The organism is Lutibacter sp., assembly GCF_041555395.1.
In the GTDB taxonomy this organism is placed as follows: domain Bacteria; phylum Bacteroidota; class Bacteroidia; order Flavobacteriales; family Flavobacteriaceae; genus Lutibacter.
Map to the genome: position 1 here is coordinate 1 of NZ_JBFFKM010000010.1, position 20,794 is coordinate 20,794.

Consider the following 20,794-nt stretch of genomic DNA (forward strand, 5'->3'; position numbering starts at 1 on the left):
CCGTAATTAAATGTCCGTGCAATTCCAACTGCGCCAATCGCATCTAATCTGTCGGCATCTTGAATTACTTCAAGTTCTCTGGAATTGAATGTTTGTTCAAAATTTCCGCCTTTGAAAGAAATATTACTGATAATATTTTCAATATGGATGATAATGGAATCCTCGACAAATTGACTTTCTAAAAACTCACGGGCTATCTTAGGTCCAATAGTTTCATCTCCGTCATGAAATTTTGAATCGGCAATATCGTGCAACAAGGCACCCAGCTCCACCACAAATCCATCAACATTTTCATTCTTTGAAATTAATTTCGCATTATTCCAAACGCGTAAAATATGAAACCAGTCATGACCGCCTTCGGCATTTATTAAAGTTTCTTTTACAAAATATTCAGTATTTGAAATTATATGTTGTTTGTTCATGGTATAAAATTAAAAAACTGCCGATAAAATCAGCAGTTTTAAATAACTATTTTTCAGCATTAATTTACCGCTGTACACTTTCCGTTTATACAAGTAACTTCGTTGGGCGGTAAAACATAAGAGCAATCTGAAATAACCCCCCATTTTTTGTTGTAGGCATTTTCAAGCGCGTTGTAAGTTGCTGCTTTTTGCTGAAGCAATACAATATCAATTGAAGTGCTGTACACGAGGTAGGTTTTTGGTCCGCCGCAAGCTTTGCTTCCGAAGGCAATATAATCGCAACTTGCATTTTCTGAACATATGCCTGAATCAATTAACAGTTCAATCTCCTCTTGCAAAGCAGTTAGTTCGGCCAAATCTTCTTCTTTGCCTGATTCGGAATTATTTGTGCAACTAAAAACGATTGCCAATAAGGCAATCGTTTTTAAGGTGTTTTTAAAGATTTTCATAAATATAGATTTTATTATAAGTATTGAGTATTTAGAAATCAACTGCTTCATTGAAAATCAAATAGTTTATAAAAATGAGAGAATGTTTATTTTAACAAAACTCCTCGTAAGCAGAGGCTAAATTTGAAGCAATCACTTCAGCAGGTCGTCCTTCAATATGATGACGCTCTAACATATGAACCAAAACACCATCTTTAAACAAGGCAATTGCCGGTGATGATGGAGGAAATGGAATCATATTTTCACGTGCTTTTGCTGTGGCTTCACTGTCAACACCTGCAAAAACTGTTACTAAATTTGTTGGTGTTTTATCATATTGTAAAGAAACAACTGCTCCGGGACGTGCTGTACCGGCGGCACAACCACAAACGGAATTAACAACAACCAATGTGGTGCCTTCTTTTTTTAAGGCTGCTTCAACTTCCTGAGCGTTATGTAATGATATAAAACCTGCATTTTCAAGCTCCGCTTGCATGGGTTTTACCAATTCTGGTGGATACATATTTTTATTTTTTTAGTTAAATGTAATTTAGGTACAAATATAAGAGTTTAAATATGAAATGACTAAACACAAATTTTAATTATCTCTTGGTTAAAAAAATTTATAACTTTTTTAACAATTGTAATGCCGTTAACTTTTAGGATACTGACAAATCAATGTATCTTTGGCCATTAAATTAAAATTATGGGGAATTTCGTTAAATGGTTGGGAGCAGGACTTGGTTTTACGCTGGGAGGTCCAATCGGAAGTATTTTAGGTTTTGCAGTTGGCAGTTTTATTGATGGATTTTCAAGAGAAGATATTGAACTCGCAAGAACATATGGATCAACAGGAAGAAACGTACAATCTGGAGATTTTGAAATAAGCTTATTGTTATTATCGTCAGTTGTTATTAAAGCCGACGAAAAAATAGATGAGCGCGAATTGTTGTATGTCAGAGATCATTTTAAGCAAATGTACGGAGAAGAACGCGCTATTAACGCATATAAATTATTCAATGTATTTATTAAAAACAACCAAATATCAACACTTCAAGTTTGCACGCAAATACGTCAAAATTTAACGCATGCTTCACGTTTGCAGCTGGTTCACTTTTTGTTTGGCATTGCGAATTCGGACGGAGCCGTTCTTGAAGTTGAGGTAAATGCCATAAAAACCATTGCAGGCTATCTTTATGTTAGTCCACACGATTTTGAATCCATAAAAGCGATGTTTTACAGTAGTTCCGATAGCGCTTATACAATTTTAGAAATTGATAAAACAGCTGACAATAACCAGTTAAAATTGGCATACCGAAAAATGGCGAAAAAATACCATCCGGATAAACTGCAGCATCTTGGCGAAGAACATATAAAAGGTGCTGAAGAAAAATTCAAGCAGGTGAGCAAGGCCTATGAACAAATTCAAAAAGAAAGAGGCTTGTAATATTTTTTCTTTCAATTTTAATCAAAATTACTACTATTTCAGCCTAAAATTAGTCTGTATTTTTTTACAATTTATGAAATGATATTTTCAATAAAATACGTAATTTCGCACACTAATTGATTTAAGGGCATAAAATGAGCAAAAAATTTAGAGAATATAAAGGATTGGACCTCACTAAAGTAGCGGAAGAGACTTTGGCGTTTTGGGAAGCGGAACATATTTTCGAAAAAAGTATTAGCACAAGAGACGAAAAGAAATCCTATGTATTTTATGAAGGACCTCCTTCTGCAAATGGATTACCGGGAATTCATCACGTGATGGCTCGTGCCATTAAAGATATTTTTTGTCGTTATAAAACCCTTCAGGGATTTCAGGTTAAACGAAAAGCAGGCTGGGATACGCATGGTTTACCTATTGAATTGGGTGTTGAAAAGGAATTGGGAATTACCAAAGAAGATATCGGAAAAAAAATTTCCGTTGAAGAATATAATGAAGCATGTAAAAATGCGGTCATGCGATATACGGATGTTTGGAACGATTTAACCAAACGCATTGGCTATTGGGTTGATATGGAAGATCCTTATGTGACCTACAAACCAAAATATATGGAAACAGTTTGGTGGCTGCTTTCCCAATTGTATAAGAAAGGATTGATTTATAAGGGATACACCATTCAGCCTTATTCTCCAAAAGCCGGAACAGGTTTAAGTTCTCATGAGCTAAATCAGCCGGGAACTTATCAGGATGTAACTGATACAACAGCTGTTGCACAGTTTAAAGCAATAAAAAACACCCTGCCTCAGTTTTTGCAAGAAGTTGACGGTGAGATTTATTTTTTAGCCTGGACAACAACTCCCTGGACGCTTCCTTCAAATACAGCGCTAACAGTAGGGAAAAAAATTGACTATGTTTTAGTGAAATCTTTCAACCAATATACTTTTGAACCTATCAATGTAATTTTGGCAAAAGCATTGGTAAGCAAACAATTTTCAGCTAAATTCTTAGCTGTTGAAAATGAAGTTGATTTGTTGAGCTATCATGAAAACGACAAGAAAATTCCATTTTTTGTTTTAAAAGAATTTAAAGGAACGGATATTTTAGAGTCAAAATATGAGCAATTAATGACTTATGCACTTCCATATAAAAACCCAGAAAATGCATTTAGGATAATTTCGGGGGATTTTGTGACTACGGAAGACGGTACAGGAATTGTTCACACGGCCCCAACCTTTGGAGCCGATGATGCTATGGTTGCGAAACAGGCAAATCCTGAAGTGCCGCCTATGTTGGTGTTGGATGATTTTGGAAATCCTGTTCCGTTGGTTGATTTACAAGGGAGATTCACTAAACACATGGGTGAGTTTGCAGGCAAATATGTAAAAAACGAATATTATGACGAAGGTGAAGCTCCGGAGCGTTCATTAGACGTCGATATTGCCATAAAATTAAAAGAAGAAAATAAGGCATTCAACGTAGAAAAGTACCGTCACAGTTATCCGCATTGCTGGAGAACGGATAAACCGATATTGTACTACCCGTTAGATTCCTGGTTTATTAAAGTTACCGAGAAGCGTGATAGAATGTTTGAATTAAATAGTACGATTAACTGGAAACCAAAATCAACCGGCGAAGGCCGATTTGGCAACTGGCTGAAAAATGCGAACGACTGGAACTTGTCACGATCACGTTATTGGGGGATTCCATTGCCAATTTGGAGAACTGAAGACGGAACGGAAGAAATATTTATAGGGTCGGTTGAAGAATTAAAAGCAGAAATGAAACGTTCCGTTGATGCAGGCACCATGAAGAAGGATATATTTTCAGCGTTTGAGGTGGGAAATATGAGCGAAGAAAACTATGATAAAATTGACCTTCATAAAAATGTTGTGGATGAAATTGTCTTAGTTTCCGCTTCGGGAAAACCAATGAAACGCGAAGCCGATTTAATTGATGTTTGGTTCGATTCAGGTTCTATGCCTTATGCTCAATGGCATTATCCGTTCGAAAACAGGGAATTAATAGACGAAAATAAATTCTTTCCAGCCGATTTTATTGCTGAAGGCGTTGACCAAACCAGAGGTTGGTTTTACACGCTTCACGCTATAGGAACCATGGTTTTTGATTCTGTTGCTTATAAAAATGTAGTGTCAAACGGATTGGTATTGGACAAGGAAGGCAAAAAAATGTCGAAGCGATTGGGTAATGCAGTTGACCCTTTTGAAACTATGGATAAATATGGTGCCGATGCAACTCGTTGGTACATGATTTCAAATGCAAATCCATGGGACAATTTAAAATTTGACATTGAAGGCATTGATGAGGTTCGAAGAAAATTCTTTGGAACAATTTACAATACGTATTCCTTCTTTTCATTGTATGCAAATTTGGATAATTTTTCCTATTCCGAAGAAGAAATCGCTATAAATGAAAGACCTGAAATTGATCGTTGGATTTTATCTGAACTCAATACCTTAATTAAAAATGTTGAAAGTTTTTATGAAGATTATGAGCCAACAAAAGCGGCTCGTGCCATTCAGGATTTTGTTTCAGAAAATCTAAGCAACTGGTTTGTGCGCTTAAGTAGAAGACGTTTTTGGAAAGGTGATTACGAAAAAGATAAAGTTTCAGGATATCAAACACTATACACTTGTCTGTTAACGGTGGCGAAATTGGGCTCTCCAATTGCACCATTTTTTATGGACAATCTTTACAAAGATTTAACAAATGTTTCTGAAAAAGAAAAATTTGAATCCATACATTTGGCAAATTTTCCAGCGTATGATAAAAGTTTAGTAGACAATAAGTTAGAGCATAAAATGCAACAGGCTCAAAAAATAGCATCTATGGTTTTATCATTGCGTAAAAAGGAAATGATAAAAGTGCGTCAGCCCTTGCAAAGAATTATGATTCCGGTGTTAAATGAAGAAGAAAGGCAGGAAATTTTAGCTGTTGAAAACCTAATTAAATCGGAAGTGAACGTCAAAGAAATTGAATTGATTGATGATGCTTCGGGAATAGTGGTGAAAACCATTAAACCTAATTTTAAGGTGTTGGGACCAAGGTTTGGAAAAGATATGAAAATAATATCCGAAGCTATCCAAAATTTAACACAAAAAGATATCGCAACTGTTGAAAAACAGCAAGAAATATCGTTGGTTATAAATGATAAAGTTGTAAATTTAAGCCTCAGTGAAGTTGAAATCGCTTCACAGGATATTGAAGGATGGTTAGTGGCCAATCAGGGCGGTTTAACGGTTGCTTTAGACATTACAATTACTGATGATTTAAGGATGGAAGGAAATGCTAGAGAGTTGGTAAACAGGGTTCAGAATTTACGTAAGGATTCGGGACTGGAAGTTACTGACAAAATTACTTTAGTTATTCAAAAAAATGATATATTAGAGCGTTCAATTGAGGCAAATGAACACTATATTAAAACAGAAACTTTAACGAAAGAACTCGTTTTTGCGGATAAATTAGAAAATGGTACAGAAATTGCCTTTGACGATGTAAAAACGAAAATATTAATAAAGAAAAATTAGGATATGGACGATAATAATAGATATTCAGATAAAGACTTGGCTGAGTTTAAGGAATTGATTTTAAAAAAAATTGAATATGCTCAGGAGGATTTGGCATTGATAAAAAGCACCTTTAAAAACGATAGCGATAATGGCACTGATGACACTTCACCGACGTTTAAAGCTTTTGAAGAAGGTTCAGAAACTATGTCAAAAGAAGCAAATGTGCAATTGGCGATTCGTCAGGAAAAATTTATTCGCGATTTAAAAAATGCCTTGCAGCGCATTGAAAACAAAACCTATGGAGTTTGTCGCGTAACCGGTAAATTAATTCAAAAGGAACGTTTAAAATTAGTACCACATGCAACTTTGAGCATTGAGGCAAAAAACATGCAACAATAATAAATTTTAAATCTTATAAATAAGAAGCTTCCTAAGTGGAGGGGGCTTCATTTTTTAATACGCATAAATAATTTACTACCATTGAAAAAACCCATCATCATTATAATTTTAATATTGTTAATTGATCAAATTAGCAAAATATATATAAAAACTAATTTTTTGTATGGTGAAGAGGTCCTTGTTTTTGATTGGTTCCGCATTCATTTTATTGAAAATAACGGAATGGCCTGGGGTGCTGAATTTGGCGGTAAAACCGGTAAATTATTCTTAACAGTTTTTAGGCTGTTTGCCATTACCGGAATAGGATATTGGCTTTATAGCTCCGTTAAAAAAAACGCGCCAACTATTCTGATAATTACCATTTCTCTGATTTTCGCTGGAGCAATGGGAAATATTATAGATTCTGTTTTCTACGGTGTCATATTCGATACGCCCAGAAATGCTGTTGCAACGTTGTTTGCCGACAAACCTTACGGTACATTATTTCACGGTAAAGTGGTAGACATGCTATATTTCCCTATTTGGAGTGGGGATTTACCTGGCTGGGTACCTTTTTGGGGAGGAAAACCTTTTACTTTTTTTAATGCTATTTTTAACATCGCAGACGCTTCAATTTCTATAGCGGTAGGCATTTTAATTTTCTTCAACAAAAAAGCATTTCCAAAAGAGACTGAAGAAAATAATTAAAATTTCAGGCGTTGAGTTCTTAATTCCTCAACAAATTTTGACAGATCATCAATTTCCACATGGCTCATCATGATCACTTTATACCATTTGTTGTCTCCTTCATGAGTTTCTGGAACCAAACCAAATTTATGTGCAATATTTTCAGGTACAAACTCCGATTTTATGGTGACAATATTCATAAACGGGTCTCTGTAATAAGCAATATTTAAGTCGTCTAATTGCGCGCAAAACCATTCAGTACGCAACAAGAGTGTACTTATTTTTTCAAACCAGCCATAATATCCATAACTGAATAAAATCATCCAAACAGCAATGGCATTGGCTCCGGAGCGGCTTCCAACCATTGTTAAATCCATTCCGTCAACATATTGCGCTTCTTTGGTAAGCACATTTTCAATTAGGCCTTTTCTGCATAAAAACACACCTGTTCCATAAGGCGCTTGCAACATTTTATGTGCATCAATGGTGATTGAAGAAACATGAGGGTTTTCAAAATTAATGGTGGATTGCCTGTTGGAAATTGGGTATATAAATCCGCCAAAAGCACCATCAACATGTATTTTAAAAGGGACATGATGTTTTGTTAATATTTCGGCATAAATATCGGGGTTGTCAACCGAGCCAAACATGGTTGTCGCCATATTCGAAATGACCATAAAGTATTTTTTGCCTTCGTTAATTAATTTTTTTACGATAGCGTCAAGTGCTTCAACATGAATCTCCCTCGAATTAAAATCGACCGGAATGCTGACGTTTTCCACATTTAATATATTGGACCCTTTATGAACCGAATAATGCGTGTCTTCAGAAGATAAAATAACCATTTCTTCTAAAGTTGCGTGGTATTTCTTTTTAAAAAGATTTCTGTAAATCCAAAGTGCCTGCATATTTGCTTCGGTGCCGCCAGTTGCAATATAACCGTCATATTCATTTTCTTTAGCCTTAAAAATATCAACGGCCAATACTTGAATTACTTCTTTTTCGAGTTCCTGGGAGCCTTTAAAAGCTTCTTCCGATTTTCCTAAAGTATGACAGCCAATATTATTGGGATTTGCGATATACGATTTTAACAAAGGCGATTCACTCAAAAAAGCCCCGCTTGTATTAAATACATTTTCATCTAATTTGGAGACTGGATAGCCCAAATATTTGCTGCTTTGAAAATCAATGGTTGATTCCAGCGCTTCATCAATGCGTTTTATTAATTTCTCTCTTGTATATTTTTTCCAGTACTTCATATTTCTAATTATTAATAAAAAACACCTTGATTAAAGATCAATTTTTATACTTTTCGCAAAATTACACATTTTTTGTTGTTAAAAATAACCAAAACTTTACTTTAGACAAGAACAATACAAATTCAATAAAAAATCTGTAATTTTATTTTTTTAAATCATACCGCTTTTTGGAATTAGAAATTCAAATAAAGACATTGCCATCTCTTCCCGGTGTTTATCAGTACTATGATAAAAACGGGACTATTTTATATGTAGGAAAAGCCAAGAACTTGAAGAAAAGGGTTTCATCGTACTTTAATAAAACCCATGAAATTGCCAAAACAAATGTGTTGGTGAAGAAAATTGCAACAATTGAACATATTGTTGTGGATACGGAAACCGACGCCTTGCTGCTGGAAAACAATTTGATTAAAAAGTACCAGCCGCGTTATAATGTGATGCTGAAAGATGACAAAACCTATCCGTGGATTTGTATTAAAAAAGAGCGCTTTCCACGTATTTTTTTAACAAGAAATGTTATCAAAGATGGCTCAGAGTATTACGGACCCTATCCTTCCGTGAAAATGGCAAAAGCCTTATTGGATTTAATAAAAGAATTGTATCAATTACGTTCATGCAGTTACGATTTAAGCGAAAAAAACATTGAAACTAAAAAATATAATATTTGCCTCGATTTTCATATTGGAAATTGCAAGGGACCTTGTGAGGGACTTCAAGCAGAAATGGATTACGACAAAGACATTCAGGCGATAAGAAACATAGTGAAAGGAAATTTTAAAGAATCTTTGCAGCAGTTTTATGACCTGATGATTTATTATTCCGCTGAAATGGAGTTTGAAGAAGCTCAAAAAATTAAAGAAAAAATTGATGTTTTGGGCAATTATCAGGCAAAATCTACTGTTGTAAACCCCTCAATATCAAATGTGGATGTTTTTTCAATTGTATCCGATGAAAGCTATAGCTACGTAAACTTTTTAAAAATAGCGAATGGGGCTATCATTCAATCTCATACCGTTGAAATTAAAAAGAAACTGGACGAAACTGATAAAGAATTATTGGAACTGGCAATTATTGAAATCAGGCAGCGATTTAACTCACAATCAACTGAAGTTTATGTTCCTTTTGAAGTGGATTTAGGAGAAAACATAAAAGTGACAATACCTAAACTTGGTGATAAGAAAAGAATTATAGATTTGAGTTTACGAAATGCCAAATATTACCGGCAGGAGCAGTTTAAACAGTTGAAAATTATAGATCCGGATAAGCACGTAAATAGAATTATGGCACAAATGCAAAAGGATTTACGCTTAACTGCAGAACCTAGATATATTGAATGTTTTGACAATTCAAATATTCAGGGAACAAATCCGGTTGCTGCCTGTGTGGTGTTCAAAAACGGTAAAGCAAGCAAGAAGGATTATAGGCATTATAACATAAAAACGGTTGAAGGACCTGATGATTTTGCTTCAATGGAAGAAGTTGTTTTCAGGAGATATAAAAGGTTGCTGGAGGAAGGACAAGAATTGCCTCAGTTAATTGTTATTGACGGTGGGAAAGGACAATTGACTTCAGCATTAAAAAGTCTGGATATTTTAGGATTGCGTCATAAAATTGCCATTGTTGGAATCGCCAAGCGTTTGGAAGAAATCTATTATCCAGGTGATCCTGTGCCTTTATATTTAAATAAAACTTCTGAGACCTTAAAAATTATTCAGCAATTACGCAATGAAGCGCATAGATTTGGTATAACGCATCATCGAAATAAAAGAAGTAAAAACGCACTGGATAATGAATTGGAACAAATTTTAGGTATTGGAAAACAAACTGTTGTATCTTTATTGAAGCATTTTAAATCGCCAAAAAGAGTTGCGCTTGCATCATTTGATGAGTTAGGGCATGTTGTTGGAAAATCGAAAGCCGTTATTATTTTTAACTATTTTCAAAAAAATAAAAATTAATGAAAAGAATTTTACCGCTTGTTTTTATACTTTCTATGACGTTTTCATTTTCGCAGGAAGTTGTTGAAAAAAAAGACATAAAAGTAGGCCTTGTCCTTAGTGGTGGAGGAGCAAAAGGGTTTGCGCATGTTGCCGTTTTAAAGGTTTTGGAAGAAGCGGGCGTACGCATAGATTTTATTGGAGGCACCAGTATGGGAGCCATTATTGGAGGTTTGTACGCTTCAGGTTATAGCGCAAACCAACTCGATTCCATTATTAGAGATACAAATTTTAATAAAATTCTGACAGATGATTTGCCGCGCAAATCCAAACCATTTTATGAAAAGGAAAGTGGCGAAAAATACATACTTACGGTCCCTATAAAAAAGGGGAAATTAGGGATGCCTACCGCGTTGTCAAATGGGCAAAACGTACTCAATTTATTAACTCAATTAACGCAGCATGTAAATAATATTAGCGATTTTAGCGAGTTGCCAATACCTTTCGTTTGTATTGCGACCAATTTAGAAACGGGGCAACAAGAAGTTTTAAATAATGGGTTTTTACCGGTAGCCATATTGGCAAGCGGTGCATTTCCAACATTACTGGCTCCGGTTGAGATTAATGGAAAGTTGCTGACTGATGGCGGAATAACTAATAATTTTCCTGTTGAAGAAGTAAAAGCCATGGGAGCCGATGTAATTATTGGGGTTGACATTCAAAGCGGACTGGACAGTAAAGAAAAGTTAAATTCAGCGGTAAAAATATTAAATCAAATAGTTGGTTTTCAAATGTATAAATCAATGGCGCATAAATATGATAGTTTGGAATTGGTCATAAAACCAAACTTAAAATTGTATAATGTTGTTTCTTTTGATAAAATAAAAGAAATTATGGCGGAAGGCGAAATGTCTGCACGTGATAAGTTTGGCCAATTAAAAGCAATTGCGGAAAGGCAGACGCATACTTTAGATCGAAAAACAGATATTGATCAAATTGAGGAATTTAGTATAAAACAAATTGAAATTGACGGAAACAATTCTTATACGCGGGATTATATTTTAGGAAAAATAAATTTAAGGATTGGAGAAACAACTAATTATAAGAGGGTAGTTGAAAGCATTAATAATTTATCGGCTACCGGTAATTTTGAAAATGTTCTGTATCAAATAGCGCATGAAAATGATGGCTGTATTATAAATCTTAAAGTAAAAGAATATCAAGTATCTAATTTTTTGAAATTAGGAGCACATTATGATGATATATACAATACAGGAATTTTATTAAATGCGACCTCAAAACATATTTTGACTAACAATGATTTGCTGTCGGCAGATTTAATATTGGGAGACAATTTGAGGTATAATTTTGATTATTTTATTGATAATGGATTTTATTGGAGTTTTGGACTGAAATCAAGATATAATAATTTTAATGCAAATGTTAAATTTGACGAGGCTAATGCAAATAAAATAAATTTAAATTATGAAGATTTAACCAATCAGATTTATCTTCAAACTGTATTTGGCAGGAAATTCGCAATTGGTGCTGGAGGTGAATTTAAAAGGATTAAGGTATATTCAGAAACAATTTCTGGTTTCGAAAATAATGGGGAACCAATCAACGGAAGATTATACTTTGACAGGTCAAATTATTTAAATTTAATTGCCTATTTAAAAATTGACACTTACGATAAAAAATATTTTCAAAAAGAAGGGGCCTATTTGGATGTGGATTTCAGATGGTATTTAGGCTCTTCTGATTTTAATAATAATTTTGTTTCCTTTTCACAACTTAAAGGGAAAATAGGATTCGCACATACGTTTTTTGATAAGTTCACTGCCCATTTTATTTCTGAGGCAGGGATAACTATTGGTGAAAATTTGAATAGGGCATTGGAATATAATGTAGGAGGTTATGGAGAAAATTTCATAAATACTTTTATTCCACTTAACGGGTATGATTTTGGCGTACTTAATGGGAATTCATTTCTTCACTCAACCTTTATGTTTAGGTATGAGTTTTTACCGAAAAATTATTTTCAGGCAACGGCAAATTATGCTAGGGTAGGAAGTGATTTGTTTAATGAAGGCAGGATTTTTGAAGACACAAAGTCCGGTTATATGCTTGGCTATGGATTGGATACTTTTTTGGGACCTATTGAAGTTAATTATTCCTGGTCACCCGATCATAAGGAGAATTACTGGTATTTTAACGTTGGGTATTGGTTTTAAAAAAAAAAGTCCTGCAAAATTTGCAGGACTTTTTAGATATTGATGCCTTATTTAGTCAATTATTTTACCTTCATTATCGGTAAAATCAAATCTTAAATATTGGTAGGTAATTCTAGGTAAAATTTTGATCCACTTTTTATATTTCAGGAACCATCGCATTTGAATTGATGGAAATCCCTTTTTTAAGTATGCTACAATAAAAGGATGTGTATTTAAAGTAATATTTACATGCGCTTCTGAAATTACGAGTCTTTCAAGTTCAGATTCAATTTTATCCAACAAAATAATTGGAGATTCAACTTCTCCAACACCGCTAGGATTAGGTTCTTGAGTTTTTATAACCAATTCCGGTCGCACGCGTTGTCTGGTAATTTGAACCAAACCAAACTTGCTTGGCGGTAATATTTTATGTTTAGTCTTGTCAAATTCCATTTCAGCCTTTAAATGGTCGAAAAGTTTTTGCCTGTGTTCAGGGGAATTCATGTCAATAAAATCAACAACAATAATACCTCCCATATCTCGCAATTGTAATTGTCTTGCGATTTCAGAAGCCGCAATTAAATTAACCTCAAGTGCGGTATCGGCTTGTGTGTTGGCTTTGTTTGAACGATTGCCACTGTTTACGTCAATTACATGAAGTGCTTCGGTATGTTCAATAACCAAATAAGCTCCCTTACTCATAGAAACTGTTCTGCCAAATGATGTTTTTATTTGGCGTTCAATTCCATGTTTTTCAAAAATGGGAACTTGTGACTTGTATAATTGCACGATAGACTCTTTTTTTGGCGCGATTTCTTGTAAATACTCTTTAATTTCTAAAAACAAAATTTCGTCATTAGTTACAATACTTGTAAACGAATCATTAAACAAATCTCTTAAAATGGAAGAGGCTCTGTTTAATTCACTTAAAACTTTAATGGGTGTTTGTTGTGTTTTGACAGTAACAATTTGTTTACACATGGCTACCCATCGTTCTAAAGAATTTTGTAAATCCTTATCCAGTTCTGCGACTTTTTTATTTTCGGCCACAGTTCTTATAATGACACCAAAACCTTTAGGTTTAATGCTTTTGATTAGTCTTTTTAATCGTTCTTTTTCTTCCGGATCATTAATTTTTTGAGAAACTGAAACTCTGTCAGAAAAAGGAACCAATACCAAATATCTACCCGCAATGGATATTTCTGAACTCATCCGCGGACCTTTGGTAGATATGGGCTCTTTTACAATTTGTACTAATAAATTTTGACCTGTTTTTAGAACATCAACGATACTTCCGTTTTTGTCAATATCCTTTTCTAGTTGAAAATTCTTTAATGTGAAATCTTTAATTTTACCTGTAGTTATACCTTTAATAAATTTATTTAAGGATAGTAGTTGTGCTCCTAAATCATGATAATGCAAAAAACCATCTTTTTCATAACCTACATCAACAAACGATGCATTTAAACCAGATAGAACTTTGCCGATTCTTGCTAAAAAAATATCTCCGACGGAGAATTTATTGCCAGTCGATTCATTGTTTAGTGCTGTTAATCTACCATCTTTTAATAAGGCAAAATCAATATCAGAGAAATTTGATCTAATTATTAATTCTGTTTTCACTCTGAATTGTTTTGTGTTCAGATAAATACCTGAACGATTTATACTAAGTTTTACAGGGTAATATACCCAACAATATTTGCATTTACTGCAAATATTTATTTCAAGGAACTTTTAAATTGAAAAGAAAAAAGTAAGCCAAGCTTACTTTTTCTTTTTATGTCTGTTTGCTCTTGCTCTTTTTTTACGTTTATGAGTCGATATTTTCGCTCTCTTTCTTTTTTTACCGCTTGGCATAATTAAAAGTTGTTTTTATATTAATAAATATTTTTAACCTACTTTGAAGTTGGTTATACCGCTACCTTACTTTTTACACCTTCTACAAATACTTTTGCAGGCTTAAATGAGGGGATGTTGTGAGCCGGAATTTTAATTGTGGTGTTTTTTGAAATGTTTCTTCCAGTTTTTTCAGCTCTTGTTTTAATGATAAAACTTCCAAAACCTCTTAAATAAACATTGTCTCCTTTTTCCAAAGAATTTTTTACCTCTTCCATGAACGCTTCAACAGTTGCTAAAACATCTGCTTTTTCTATTCCAGATTTGTCTGCAATATTTGATACGATTTCTGCTTTCGTCATTTTTAATATGGGTTATATGTTATTATAAAATTAAGACGGCAAATATATGATATAATAATGAAATTCAAAAAGTTAATTCACTAAAATTTAATTAATTAAAAGATGTATCATTGTATTTTATAAAAAAAGTGATGATTTTCTCTAAACAACTAAGATACTGGTATTTACACAATAAAAGAGATCTACCTTGGCGCACCACAATTGACCCATATACTATTTGGGTCTCCGAAATTATTTTGCAGCAAACCCGAGTTGACCAAGGAATGTCTTATTATTTTCAGTTTATTAAAAATTTTCCGACAGTTTTTCATCTGGCAGCAGCTTCTGAAGAACAGGTATTAAAGCTTTGGCAAGGGCTGGGCTATTATTCCAGAGCCAGAAACCTTCATTTTTCCGCAAAATATATTGTAAATGAATTAAACGGGAATTTTCCCATAACCTATAACGAACTTTTAAAACTAAAAGGTGTTGGCGATTATACTGCTTCGGCAATTGCCTCAATTTGTTTTAATGAACCAACGGCGGTTGTTGATGGAAATGTTTATCGTGTTTTGGCGCGTTACTTTGGAATTGACATAGCCATAAACTCTTCCAGAGGAATTAAAACTTTTAAACAATTGGCACAACAGTTAATTGATGAAGAAAATCCTGGTACGTATAATCAGGCCATTATGGAATTTGGCGCACTCATGTGCAAACCTAACAATCCGGATTGTGAAATTTGTCCTTTAAACAACAGCTGTTTTGCCTTGTCGAAAAATAGCGTTAAAGACCTTCCCATAAAAGAAAAGAAAGCGAAAGTTAAAACAAGGCACTTTAATTATATTGTGATTCATTCAAGAGACCATCAAACTAAAATTGTTAAGCGCAAAACAGGAATATGGCAAAATCTTTATGAGTTTCCATTAATAGAAACGAACAGTATTATTGATGAAGAGCAACTCATTGAACATGAAATATTTAAGGAGTTATTCTGTGATTTAGACGTAAATGTTGAACTTTTTGATAAAGAAGTACTCGTACACAAATTAACCCATCAACATATTTATACAAAATTTTGGGTGGTGACTACCGGTTCATCATCTAATTTTTCACTTCCTTGGAAAACAATAAAAAAATATCCGGTTCCTGCATTGATTGATAATTTTTTAAATCGATATAAAATCAACTAAATTTTAGTACTTTTGGTAATTAATCAACACTTAAAAAAATGGCGGGGACAATAAATAAAGTTATACTAATAGGACATTTGGGTGATGAAGTAAAAATGCATTATTTTGAAGGCGGAAATGCTATTGGGCGTTTTCCTTTGGCAACAAATGAAACTTATACGAACAGACAAACCGGTGAAAAAGTTACCACAACAGAATGGCATAATATTGTGGTTAGAAATAAGTTGGCTGAAATTTGTGAAAAATATTTATCTAAAGGAGATAAGGTTTATCTTGAAGGTCGCATAAAAACACGACAATGGGAAGGTGAAGATGGAGCAAAAAGATACACCACCGAAATTCATGTGGCGGATATGACTTTCTTAACCACCAAAAAAGAATTGAATGCACCACTTCCGCAAATGGAGGCAAAACCGACTGAGCCATCAAATAAAGGTGTCACAAAACAAGAAAATGAAGAGGATGATTTGCCATTCTAAAGTTTAATTAAATTGTATTTAAGTTGGATCCTGAACCCGCGTTTTTATCACTCCTTTTATCAGCCGCTGTTTTATCAAAAGTGCTGAGCATAGTTACACTTTTTATATTGCTTATACTTTCAGCATTAATTTCCGGAGCTGAAGTTGCTTTCTTTTCACTCAGCCAAACTGATCTCAATAGAGCGTCTGAATCTAAATCAGGTAAAGAAAAATCGGTTGCTTTATTGCTGGAAAAGCCAAAAAGATTGTTGGCCACTATTTTGGTATCAAATAATTTTATAAATATATTAATCGTCCTCATTTTTGCTTATATAGGTGATTTTTTGTTTGCTGAAATAGCATCGGAACTGTTGAAATTTTTAATTGAAGTTGTTTTAGTTACCTTTTTAATTTTACTTTTTGGTGAGGTGTTACCAAAATTATATGCCTCCCGAAATTCTATGAAGTTTTCGGTTTTTATGGTGTTTCCCATTAAAATTTTGATGTCGCTTCTCTCGTTTATCAGCCTTCCGTTGTTGAGTTTAACCAATATTATTGAAAATAATTTAGGCAAACAGAAATCAAGTTTGTCGGTTGAAAAATTATCGCAGGCATTAGGACTCACTTCTAACGAGACCACAACTAAGGATGATCAAAAAATTCTTCAGGGAATCGTGAGTTTTGGAAATACTGAAACAGGGCAAATAATGACTCCGCGTATTGATATTTTTGCGCTTTCTAAAGATGAATCCTATGAAAATGTTGTTGCGAAAATTATAAATGAAGGGTTTTCAAGAATTCCGGTCTATAAGGAAAATGTCGATGATATTATTGGTGTTTTATACGCCAAGGATTTATTGCCTTATATAGACAAGAAAAATTTTGATTGGCAACAATTAATTAGGGAACCGTATTTTGTTCCCGAAAACAAAAAGTTAGACGATTTGCTGAAAGAATTTCAGGAAAAGAAAAATCATTTAGCGGTAGTTGTTGATGAATATGGAGGAACTTGTGGTATCGTTACTCTGGAAGATGTAATTGAAGAAATTGTTGGAGATATTAGTGATGAGTACGACCACGATGCTGCACTTTATTCAAAAATAGATGAAAATAATTTTTTATTTGATGGGAAAATCAATCTGAAAGATTTTTATAAAATATTGGAAATGGAAGATACTCAATTATTTGATGAGAATAAGGGAGAATCTGAAACACTCGCCGGATTTATTTTAGAAATTCATGGAAATTTCCCTATGAAACAAGAAATAATTACTTTTTTCGAGTTTTCATTTAAAGTTGAACTCATGGACGAAAAAAGAATAAAACAAATAAAGGTGACTATCAACAGGGAGTTCGTAAATGAGTAAAATGAAAAATTTTGGTGCAGTGTTTTTTTTGACTTTTATTTTAGTTGCCTGTGGTAAAGAAACTTTGCCAAAACCAATACCCTATTTAAAACTTCAATATCCAGTGCCAACTTATCAAAAAATTGAATCAAATTGTGCGTACAGTTTTGAGATTTCAAACTTAGCCAATATCAAATTTAATAACAATTGCTCCGCAAGCATTGAATATCCGCAGCTAAGAGCCACCATATATATTACCTATAGGCCTATCAACAATAATTTAGATGAAATTCTGAAGGAAGTTGAAAAATTAACTTTTGAACATACTTTAAAAGCCGATGCCATTAACGCCAAGCCTTATGAAAATTTAGAAAAAAGGGTTTTTGGTAAATTGTACAATATTGAAGGAAATGTAGCTACAAATATTCAGTTTAGAACAACCGACAGTTTGAATCATGTGCTTTCCGGCGCCTTATATTTTTATACACGACCAAACTACGATTCCATTGTGCCGGCAGTAAAATATATGGAAAAAGACATCATTCATTTAATTGAAACATTGGAATGGAAAAAACAGCAATAATCAATTTTAAATACACAAAAACAATTAGAATTTGGCTGTTAATTGGTCTAATTATGTTAATTGGCCAAGTTGTTTTAGGAGGAATAACCCGCCTTACAGGCTCTGGATTATCAATAACAACGTGGGACATTATTACTGGTGTTATTCCGCCGTTAAATGAAACAGAATGGGTAAATGCTTTTGAACTCTATAAAGAAACGCCACAGTTCCATAAAATTAATTCAACGCTTACCATACAGGAGTTTAAATTTATTTTTTTCTGGGAATATTTTCACCGACTTTGGGTGCGGTCGCTGGGATTTATTTTTTTAATTCCTTTTATAATTTTTGTGATTAAAAAGCAACTCGATTTGTTCTTAATAAAGCGGTTGGGCATCGTTATTTTGTTGACAATATTAACGGCATCTGCAGGCTGGATTATGGTTCAGAGCGGTTTGGTAAACAGGCCCTGGGTAAACGCCTATAAGCTTACCATCCATTTTACTTTGGCCGTTTTGGTGATATGGGCGATGGTTAAAACTGTTTCGGATGTTTATTTATTGGGAAGTAATAAGCTTATTGCTTCAAAAAAAATAATTCCATTTGTTATAAGTATTTCATTTGTGCAAATGGTAACAGCCGGGCTTATGGCAGGAATGAAAGCCGGATTGTATTATCCTTCCTGGCCCGATATGAATGGGGAATTTATCCCAGGCGTATTGCTAAATTCAACAAATTGGGGTTGGGACAATATGATTAATTACGACTCTTATTTATTTGCACCGGCATTAATTCAATTTACGCACAGGATGTTGGCTTATGTTTTAGCTGTATTAACAATTTATATGTTTTTTAAATTGAAAAGCAAAGTTGAAGAATCTTCAAAAAAATGGTTGAACATTACGTTAATTTTAGTGTTGGTTCAAGTTGTGCTTGGAATTTTGACGGTGTTAAATGTTCAGGGTAAAATTCCGTTGTTTTTTGGTGTAAGCCATCAATTGGTTGGCCTTTTATATTTTATGGGATTGTTATTTTTATACGATTCATTGAGAAAACATAAGGCATAAAAAAAGCTTCAAATTAATGAAGCTTTTAGTTTTTTGAGTAAAAAATAAAGATTTCTCTAATTATTCTTGTACTTCTTCAACTGTAACCGCTACTGTATCAACAGCAACTTCAACGTCTACTTCAACAGCAGGAGCTTCTTCAACAGTTACTTCAACAGCTGGAGCTTCTTCTTTAGGTGTTTCTTTACAAGAAACAGCAAATACACTTACAAATAATGCAATTGCCATAAAAAATTTAACTTGTTTCATTTTTTGATCGATTTTTATTGTTGGTACAAATTAACAACAAAATATATTAATAATAAAAAAAATATTAATTAATTTCTTCAATTTCTTTAATTTCTTCAATTTCAGTTATTTTAGTGGCCTTATATAAAGCGCCTCCACCAATTCCGGCTATCTTTTTAGCAATATCTTCTTGGCTTATTTTGCTTTCATCAAATGTGAATTGCCCAATTTTTTCTTCAAAGTTAACTTTTGAGTAGGTAACGCCCTCAACTTTAGATAATTTTGACTCAATTGTTTTGGCGCAGCCAATTTCGCAGGTCATTCCTTCAATTTCAACTTCTATGCTTTTATAAATTGCTGCAACTTCTCGTTTTTCAATCCCGGATTTTTCAACTGCTGAATTTTTTTTAGCTTCATTGCAGGAAAATAAAACAAAGGCCAATGTTATTATTGATATTGCTTTTCGCATCATTAATTTCTGTTTAATTAATGATGCGAAGTTATAAACTATTAGATTTAAATCCGAATATTTATCCGATTTTTGCATTTTAATTTTTAAATGGAAAACAAGAATTTACGATGGATTTATTTAATTGTGCTTTCATTGGTTTGGGGAAGTTCATTTATTTTAATGAAAAAAGCACTAATTGGATTGACGCCAATTCAAGTAGGGGTATTTAGGATACTTATAACAACAGTCTTTTTGCTTTTAATAGGCTTTAAGAGCTTGTTTAAGATAAAGCGAAGACATTGGTATTATTTGCTCTTAAATGGGTTTCTTGGTACTTTTTTTCCGGTATTTTTATTTGCATTTGCCGTTGAGAACATTGACAGTTCTGTTGCTTCCATTTTAAACTCACTGACACCGTTAAATACGCTAATTTTTGGCGCATTGGTTTTTGGGATTGGTTTTAGCAAAAGACAGGCTTTAGGCGTGTTGATTGGTTTAATAGGTACTTTAATGTTAATCTTGGAAGGTGCCAGTTTAAATCCGAATCAAAATTATTTTTATTCGTTATTTGTGTTATTGGCTTCTATAGGGTACGCTTTTAATGTGAATATCATAAAAAAGTATTTGCACGATTTAAATGCATTGAGCATTGCTGTTGGAAATTTTGTGCTATTAATTATCCCAACTTTTATGGTAATGTGGTACACAGACTTTTTTGGAACTTTTGAAATTAACAGTAAAACCACTACCGCATTAATTTATATGGCTATTTTGGCAATTTTTGGTACTGCAGTATCTAAAATTATGTATAATAGATTGGTGCAAATTTCTACGCCTATATTTTCTTCGTCGGTTACTTACTTAATTCCTGTTATTGCCATTTTTTGGGGCTTATTGGATGGCGAAAGAATTTCGTTTTTGCAATTTCTGGCTGGTTGTATTGTGATTATTGGCGTTTATTTGGCGAATAAGGCCAAATAAAAAACGGCTCAATTGCTCAAGCCGTTTTTAAAAATA

General features: G+C 33.5%; 20 protein-coding genes. 12 read left to right on the forward strand and 8 right to left on the reverse strand.

Features of this window, described 5'->3' with window-relative positions; translation table 11 throughout:
* From ABY285_RS03885 to ABY285_RS03895, 3 genes are all read right to left on the reverse strand, one after another.
* The coding region (locus ABY285_RS03885) for an HD domain-containing protein (protein ID WP_372767214.1) at positions 1 to 422 on the reverse strand (422 nt) is incomplete at its 3' end.
* 59 nt (positions 423 to 481) lie between these two features.
* The gene (locus ABY285_RS03890) at positions 482 to 871 is read right to left on the reverse strand and encodes a hypothetical protein (RefSeq protein WP_372767215.1); all 390 of its coding nucleotides are present in this window, start codon (positions 869 to 871) and stop codon (positions 482 to 484) included.
* 91 nt (positions 872 to 962) lie between these two features.
* Positions 963 to 1,373, reverse strand: a complete 411-nt coding sequence (locus ABY285_RS03895) for a BrxA/BrxB family bacilliredoxin (protein ID WP_372767217.1) — start codon at positions 1,371 to 1,373, stop codon at positions 963 to 965.
* A 183-nt stretch (positions 1,374 to 1,556) separates the two neighbouring features.
* On the opposite strand from ABY285_RS03895, the gene ABY285_RS03900 reads away from it, so the two are divergent.
* From ABY285_RS03900 to ABY285_RS03915, 4 genes are all read left to right on the forward strand, one after another.
* Complete coding sequence (locus ABY285_RS03900; RefSeq protein WP_372767219.1) at positions 1,557 to 2,297, forward strand: TerB family tellurite resistance protein; 741 nt, start codon at positions 1,557 to 1,559, stop codon at positions 2,295 to 2,297.
* A gap of 134 nt (positions 2,298 to 2,431) precedes the next feature.
* On the forward strand, positions 2,432 to 5,839 hold the full coding sequence (gene ileS / locus ABY285_RS03905; protein WP_372767221.1) for an isoleucine--tRNA ligase: 3,408 nt from the start codon (positions 2,432 to 2,434) through the stop codon (positions 5,837 to 5,839).
* A 3-nt stretch (positions 5,840 to 5,842) separates the two neighbouring features.
* Positions 5,843 to 6,220 (forward strand): TraR/DksA family transcriptional regulator, encoded by a 378-nt coding sequence (locus ABY285_RS03910; RefSeq protein WP_372767223.1) that lies wholly within the window; start codon positions 5,843 to 5,845, stop codon positions 6,218 to 6,220.
* Positions 6,221 to 6,301: 81 nt separating this feature from the next.
* Positions 6,302 to 6,907 (forward strand): lipoprotein signal peptidase, encoded by a 606-nt coding sequence (locus ABY285_RS03915; RefSeq protein WP_372767225.1) that lies wholly within the window; start codon positions 6,302 to 6,304, stop codon positions 6,905 to 6,907.
* Here ABY285_RS03915 and ABY285_RS03920 read toward each other — a convergent pair.
* Positions 6,904 to 8,145 (reverse strand): aspartate aminotransferase family protein, encoded by a 1,242-nt coding sequence (locus ABY285_RS03920; RefSeq protein ID WP_372767227.1) that lies wholly within the window; start codon positions 8,143 to 8,145, stop codon positions 6,904 to 6,906. The two genes, ABY285_RS03915 and ABY285_RS03920, sit on opposite strands and share 4 nt — an antisense overlap.
* Before the next feature lie 167 nt (positions 8,146 to 8,312).
* On the opposite strand from ABY285_RS03920, the gene uvrC reads away from it, so the two are divergent.
* On the forward strand, positions 8,313 to 10,103 hold the full coding sequence (gene uvrC, locus ABY285_RS03925; protein WP_372767229.1) for an excinuclease ABC subunit UvrC: 1,791 nt from the start codon (positions 8,313 to 8,315) through the stop codon (positions 10,101 to 10,103).
* Positions 10,103 to 12,316, forward strand: a complete 2,214-nt coding sequence (locus ABY285_RS03930) for a patatin-like phospholipase family protein (protein WP_372767231.1) — start codon at positions 10,103 to 10,105, stop codon at positions 12,314 to 12,316. Before uvrC ends, ABY285_RS03930 begins: the two co-directional genes overlap by 1 nt.
* A 51-nt stretch (positions 12,317 to 12,367) precedes the next feature.
* Here the strand turns inward: ABY285_RS03930 and ABY285_RS03935 are convergent, their stop codons facing one another.
* Both ABY285_RS03935 and ABY285_RS03940 read right to left on the reverse strand, forming a co-directional pair.
* Entirely contained in the window at positions 12,368 to 13,918 is a 1,551-nt protein-coding gene (locus ABY285_RS03935) for an Rne/Rng family ribonuclease (RefSeq protein WP_372767233.1), read from the reverse strand.
* 287 nt (positions 13,919 to 14,205) lie between these two features.
* Positions 14,206 to 14,493 (reverse strand): HU family DNA-binding protein, encoded by a 288-nt coding sequence (locus ABY285_RS03940; RefSeq protein WP_372767235.1) that lies wholly within the window; start codon positions 14,491 to 14,493, stop codon positions 14,206 to 14,208.
* Positions 14,494 to 14,624: 131 nt separating this feature from the next.
* On the opposite strand from ABY285_RS03940, the gene mutY reads away from it, so the two are divergent.
* The 5 genes from mutY to ABY285_RS03965 are packed head-to-tail and all read left to right on the forward strand — an operon-like array spanning position 14,625 to position 19,098.
* Positions 14,625 to 15,665 (forward strand): A/G-specific adenine glycosylase, encoded by a 1,041-nt coding sequence (gene mutY / locus ABY285_RS03945; protein ID WP_372767306.1) that lies wholly within the window; start codon positions 14,625 to 14,627, stop codon positions 15,663 to 15,665.
* Positions 15,666 to 15,703: 38 nt separating this feature from the next.
* Entirely contained in the window at positions 15,704 to 16,144 is a 441-nt protein-coding gene (locus ABY285_RS03950; RefSeq protein ID WP_372767237.1) for a single-stranded DNA-binding protein, read from the forward strand.
* A gap of 23 nt (positions 16,145 to 16,167) precedes the next feature.
* Positions 16,168 to 17,490 carry a gliding motility-associated protein GldE gene (locus tag ABY285_RS03955; protein WP_372767239.1) on the forward strand — a complete coding sequence of 441 codons (1,323 nt, stop codon included), beginning with the start codon at positions 16,168 to 16,170 and terminating at the stop codon, positions 17,488 to 17,490.
* Positions 17,483 to 18,052 carry a gliding motility lipoprotein GldD gene (gene gldD / locus ABY285_RS03960; protein WP_372767241.1) on the forward strand — a complete coding sequence of 190 codons (570 nt, stop codon included), beginning with the start codon at positions 17,483 to 17,485 and terminating at the stop codon, positions 18,050 to 18,052. The genes ABY285_RS03955 and gldD overlap by 8 nt, the downstream gene beginning before the upstream one ends.
* On the forward strand, positions 18,034 to 19,098 hold the full coding sequence (locus tag ABY285_RS03965) for a COX15/CtaA family protein (protein WP_372767243.1): 1,065 nt from the start codon (positions 18,034 to 18,036) through the stop codon (positions 19,096 to 19,098). The genes gldD and ABY285_RS03965 overlap by 19 nt, the downstream gene beginning before the upstream one ends.
* 60 nt (positions 19,099 to 19,158) lie before the next feature.
* On the opposite strand, the gene ABY285_RS03970 is transcribed toward ABY285_RS03965, so the two are convergent.
* Both ABY285_RS03970 and ABY285_RS03975 read right to left on the reverse strand, forming a co-directional pair.
* Positions 19,159 to 19,347 (reverse strand): hypothetical protein, encoded by a 189-nt coding sequence (locus ABY285_RS03970; RefSeq protein WP_372767245.1) that lies wholly within the window; start codon positions 19,345 to 19,347, stop codon positions 19,159 to 19,161.
* A gap of 64 nt (positions 19,348 to 19,411) precedes the next feature.
* Positions 19,412 to 19,798 carry a heavy-metal-associated domain-containing protein gene (locus ABY285_RS03975; protein ID WP_372767247.1) on the reverse strand — a complete coding sequence of 129 codons (387 nt, stop codon included), beginning with the start codon at positions 19,796 to 19,798 and terminating at the stop codon, positions 19,412 to 19,414.
* Between the two features lie 87 nt (positions 19,799 to 19,885).
* Here ABY285_RS03975 and ABY285_RS03980 point away from each other — a divergent pair, with 87 nt between their 5' ends.
* The gene (locus tag ABY285_RS03980) at positions 19,886 to 20,758 is read left to right on the forward strand and encodes a DMT family transporter (RefSeq protein ID WP_372767249.1); all 873 of its coding nucleotides are present in this window, start codon (positions 19,886 to 19,888) and stop codon (positions 20,756 to 20,758) included.
* The last annotated feature ends 36 nt before the right edge of the window (positions 20,759 to 20,794 follow it).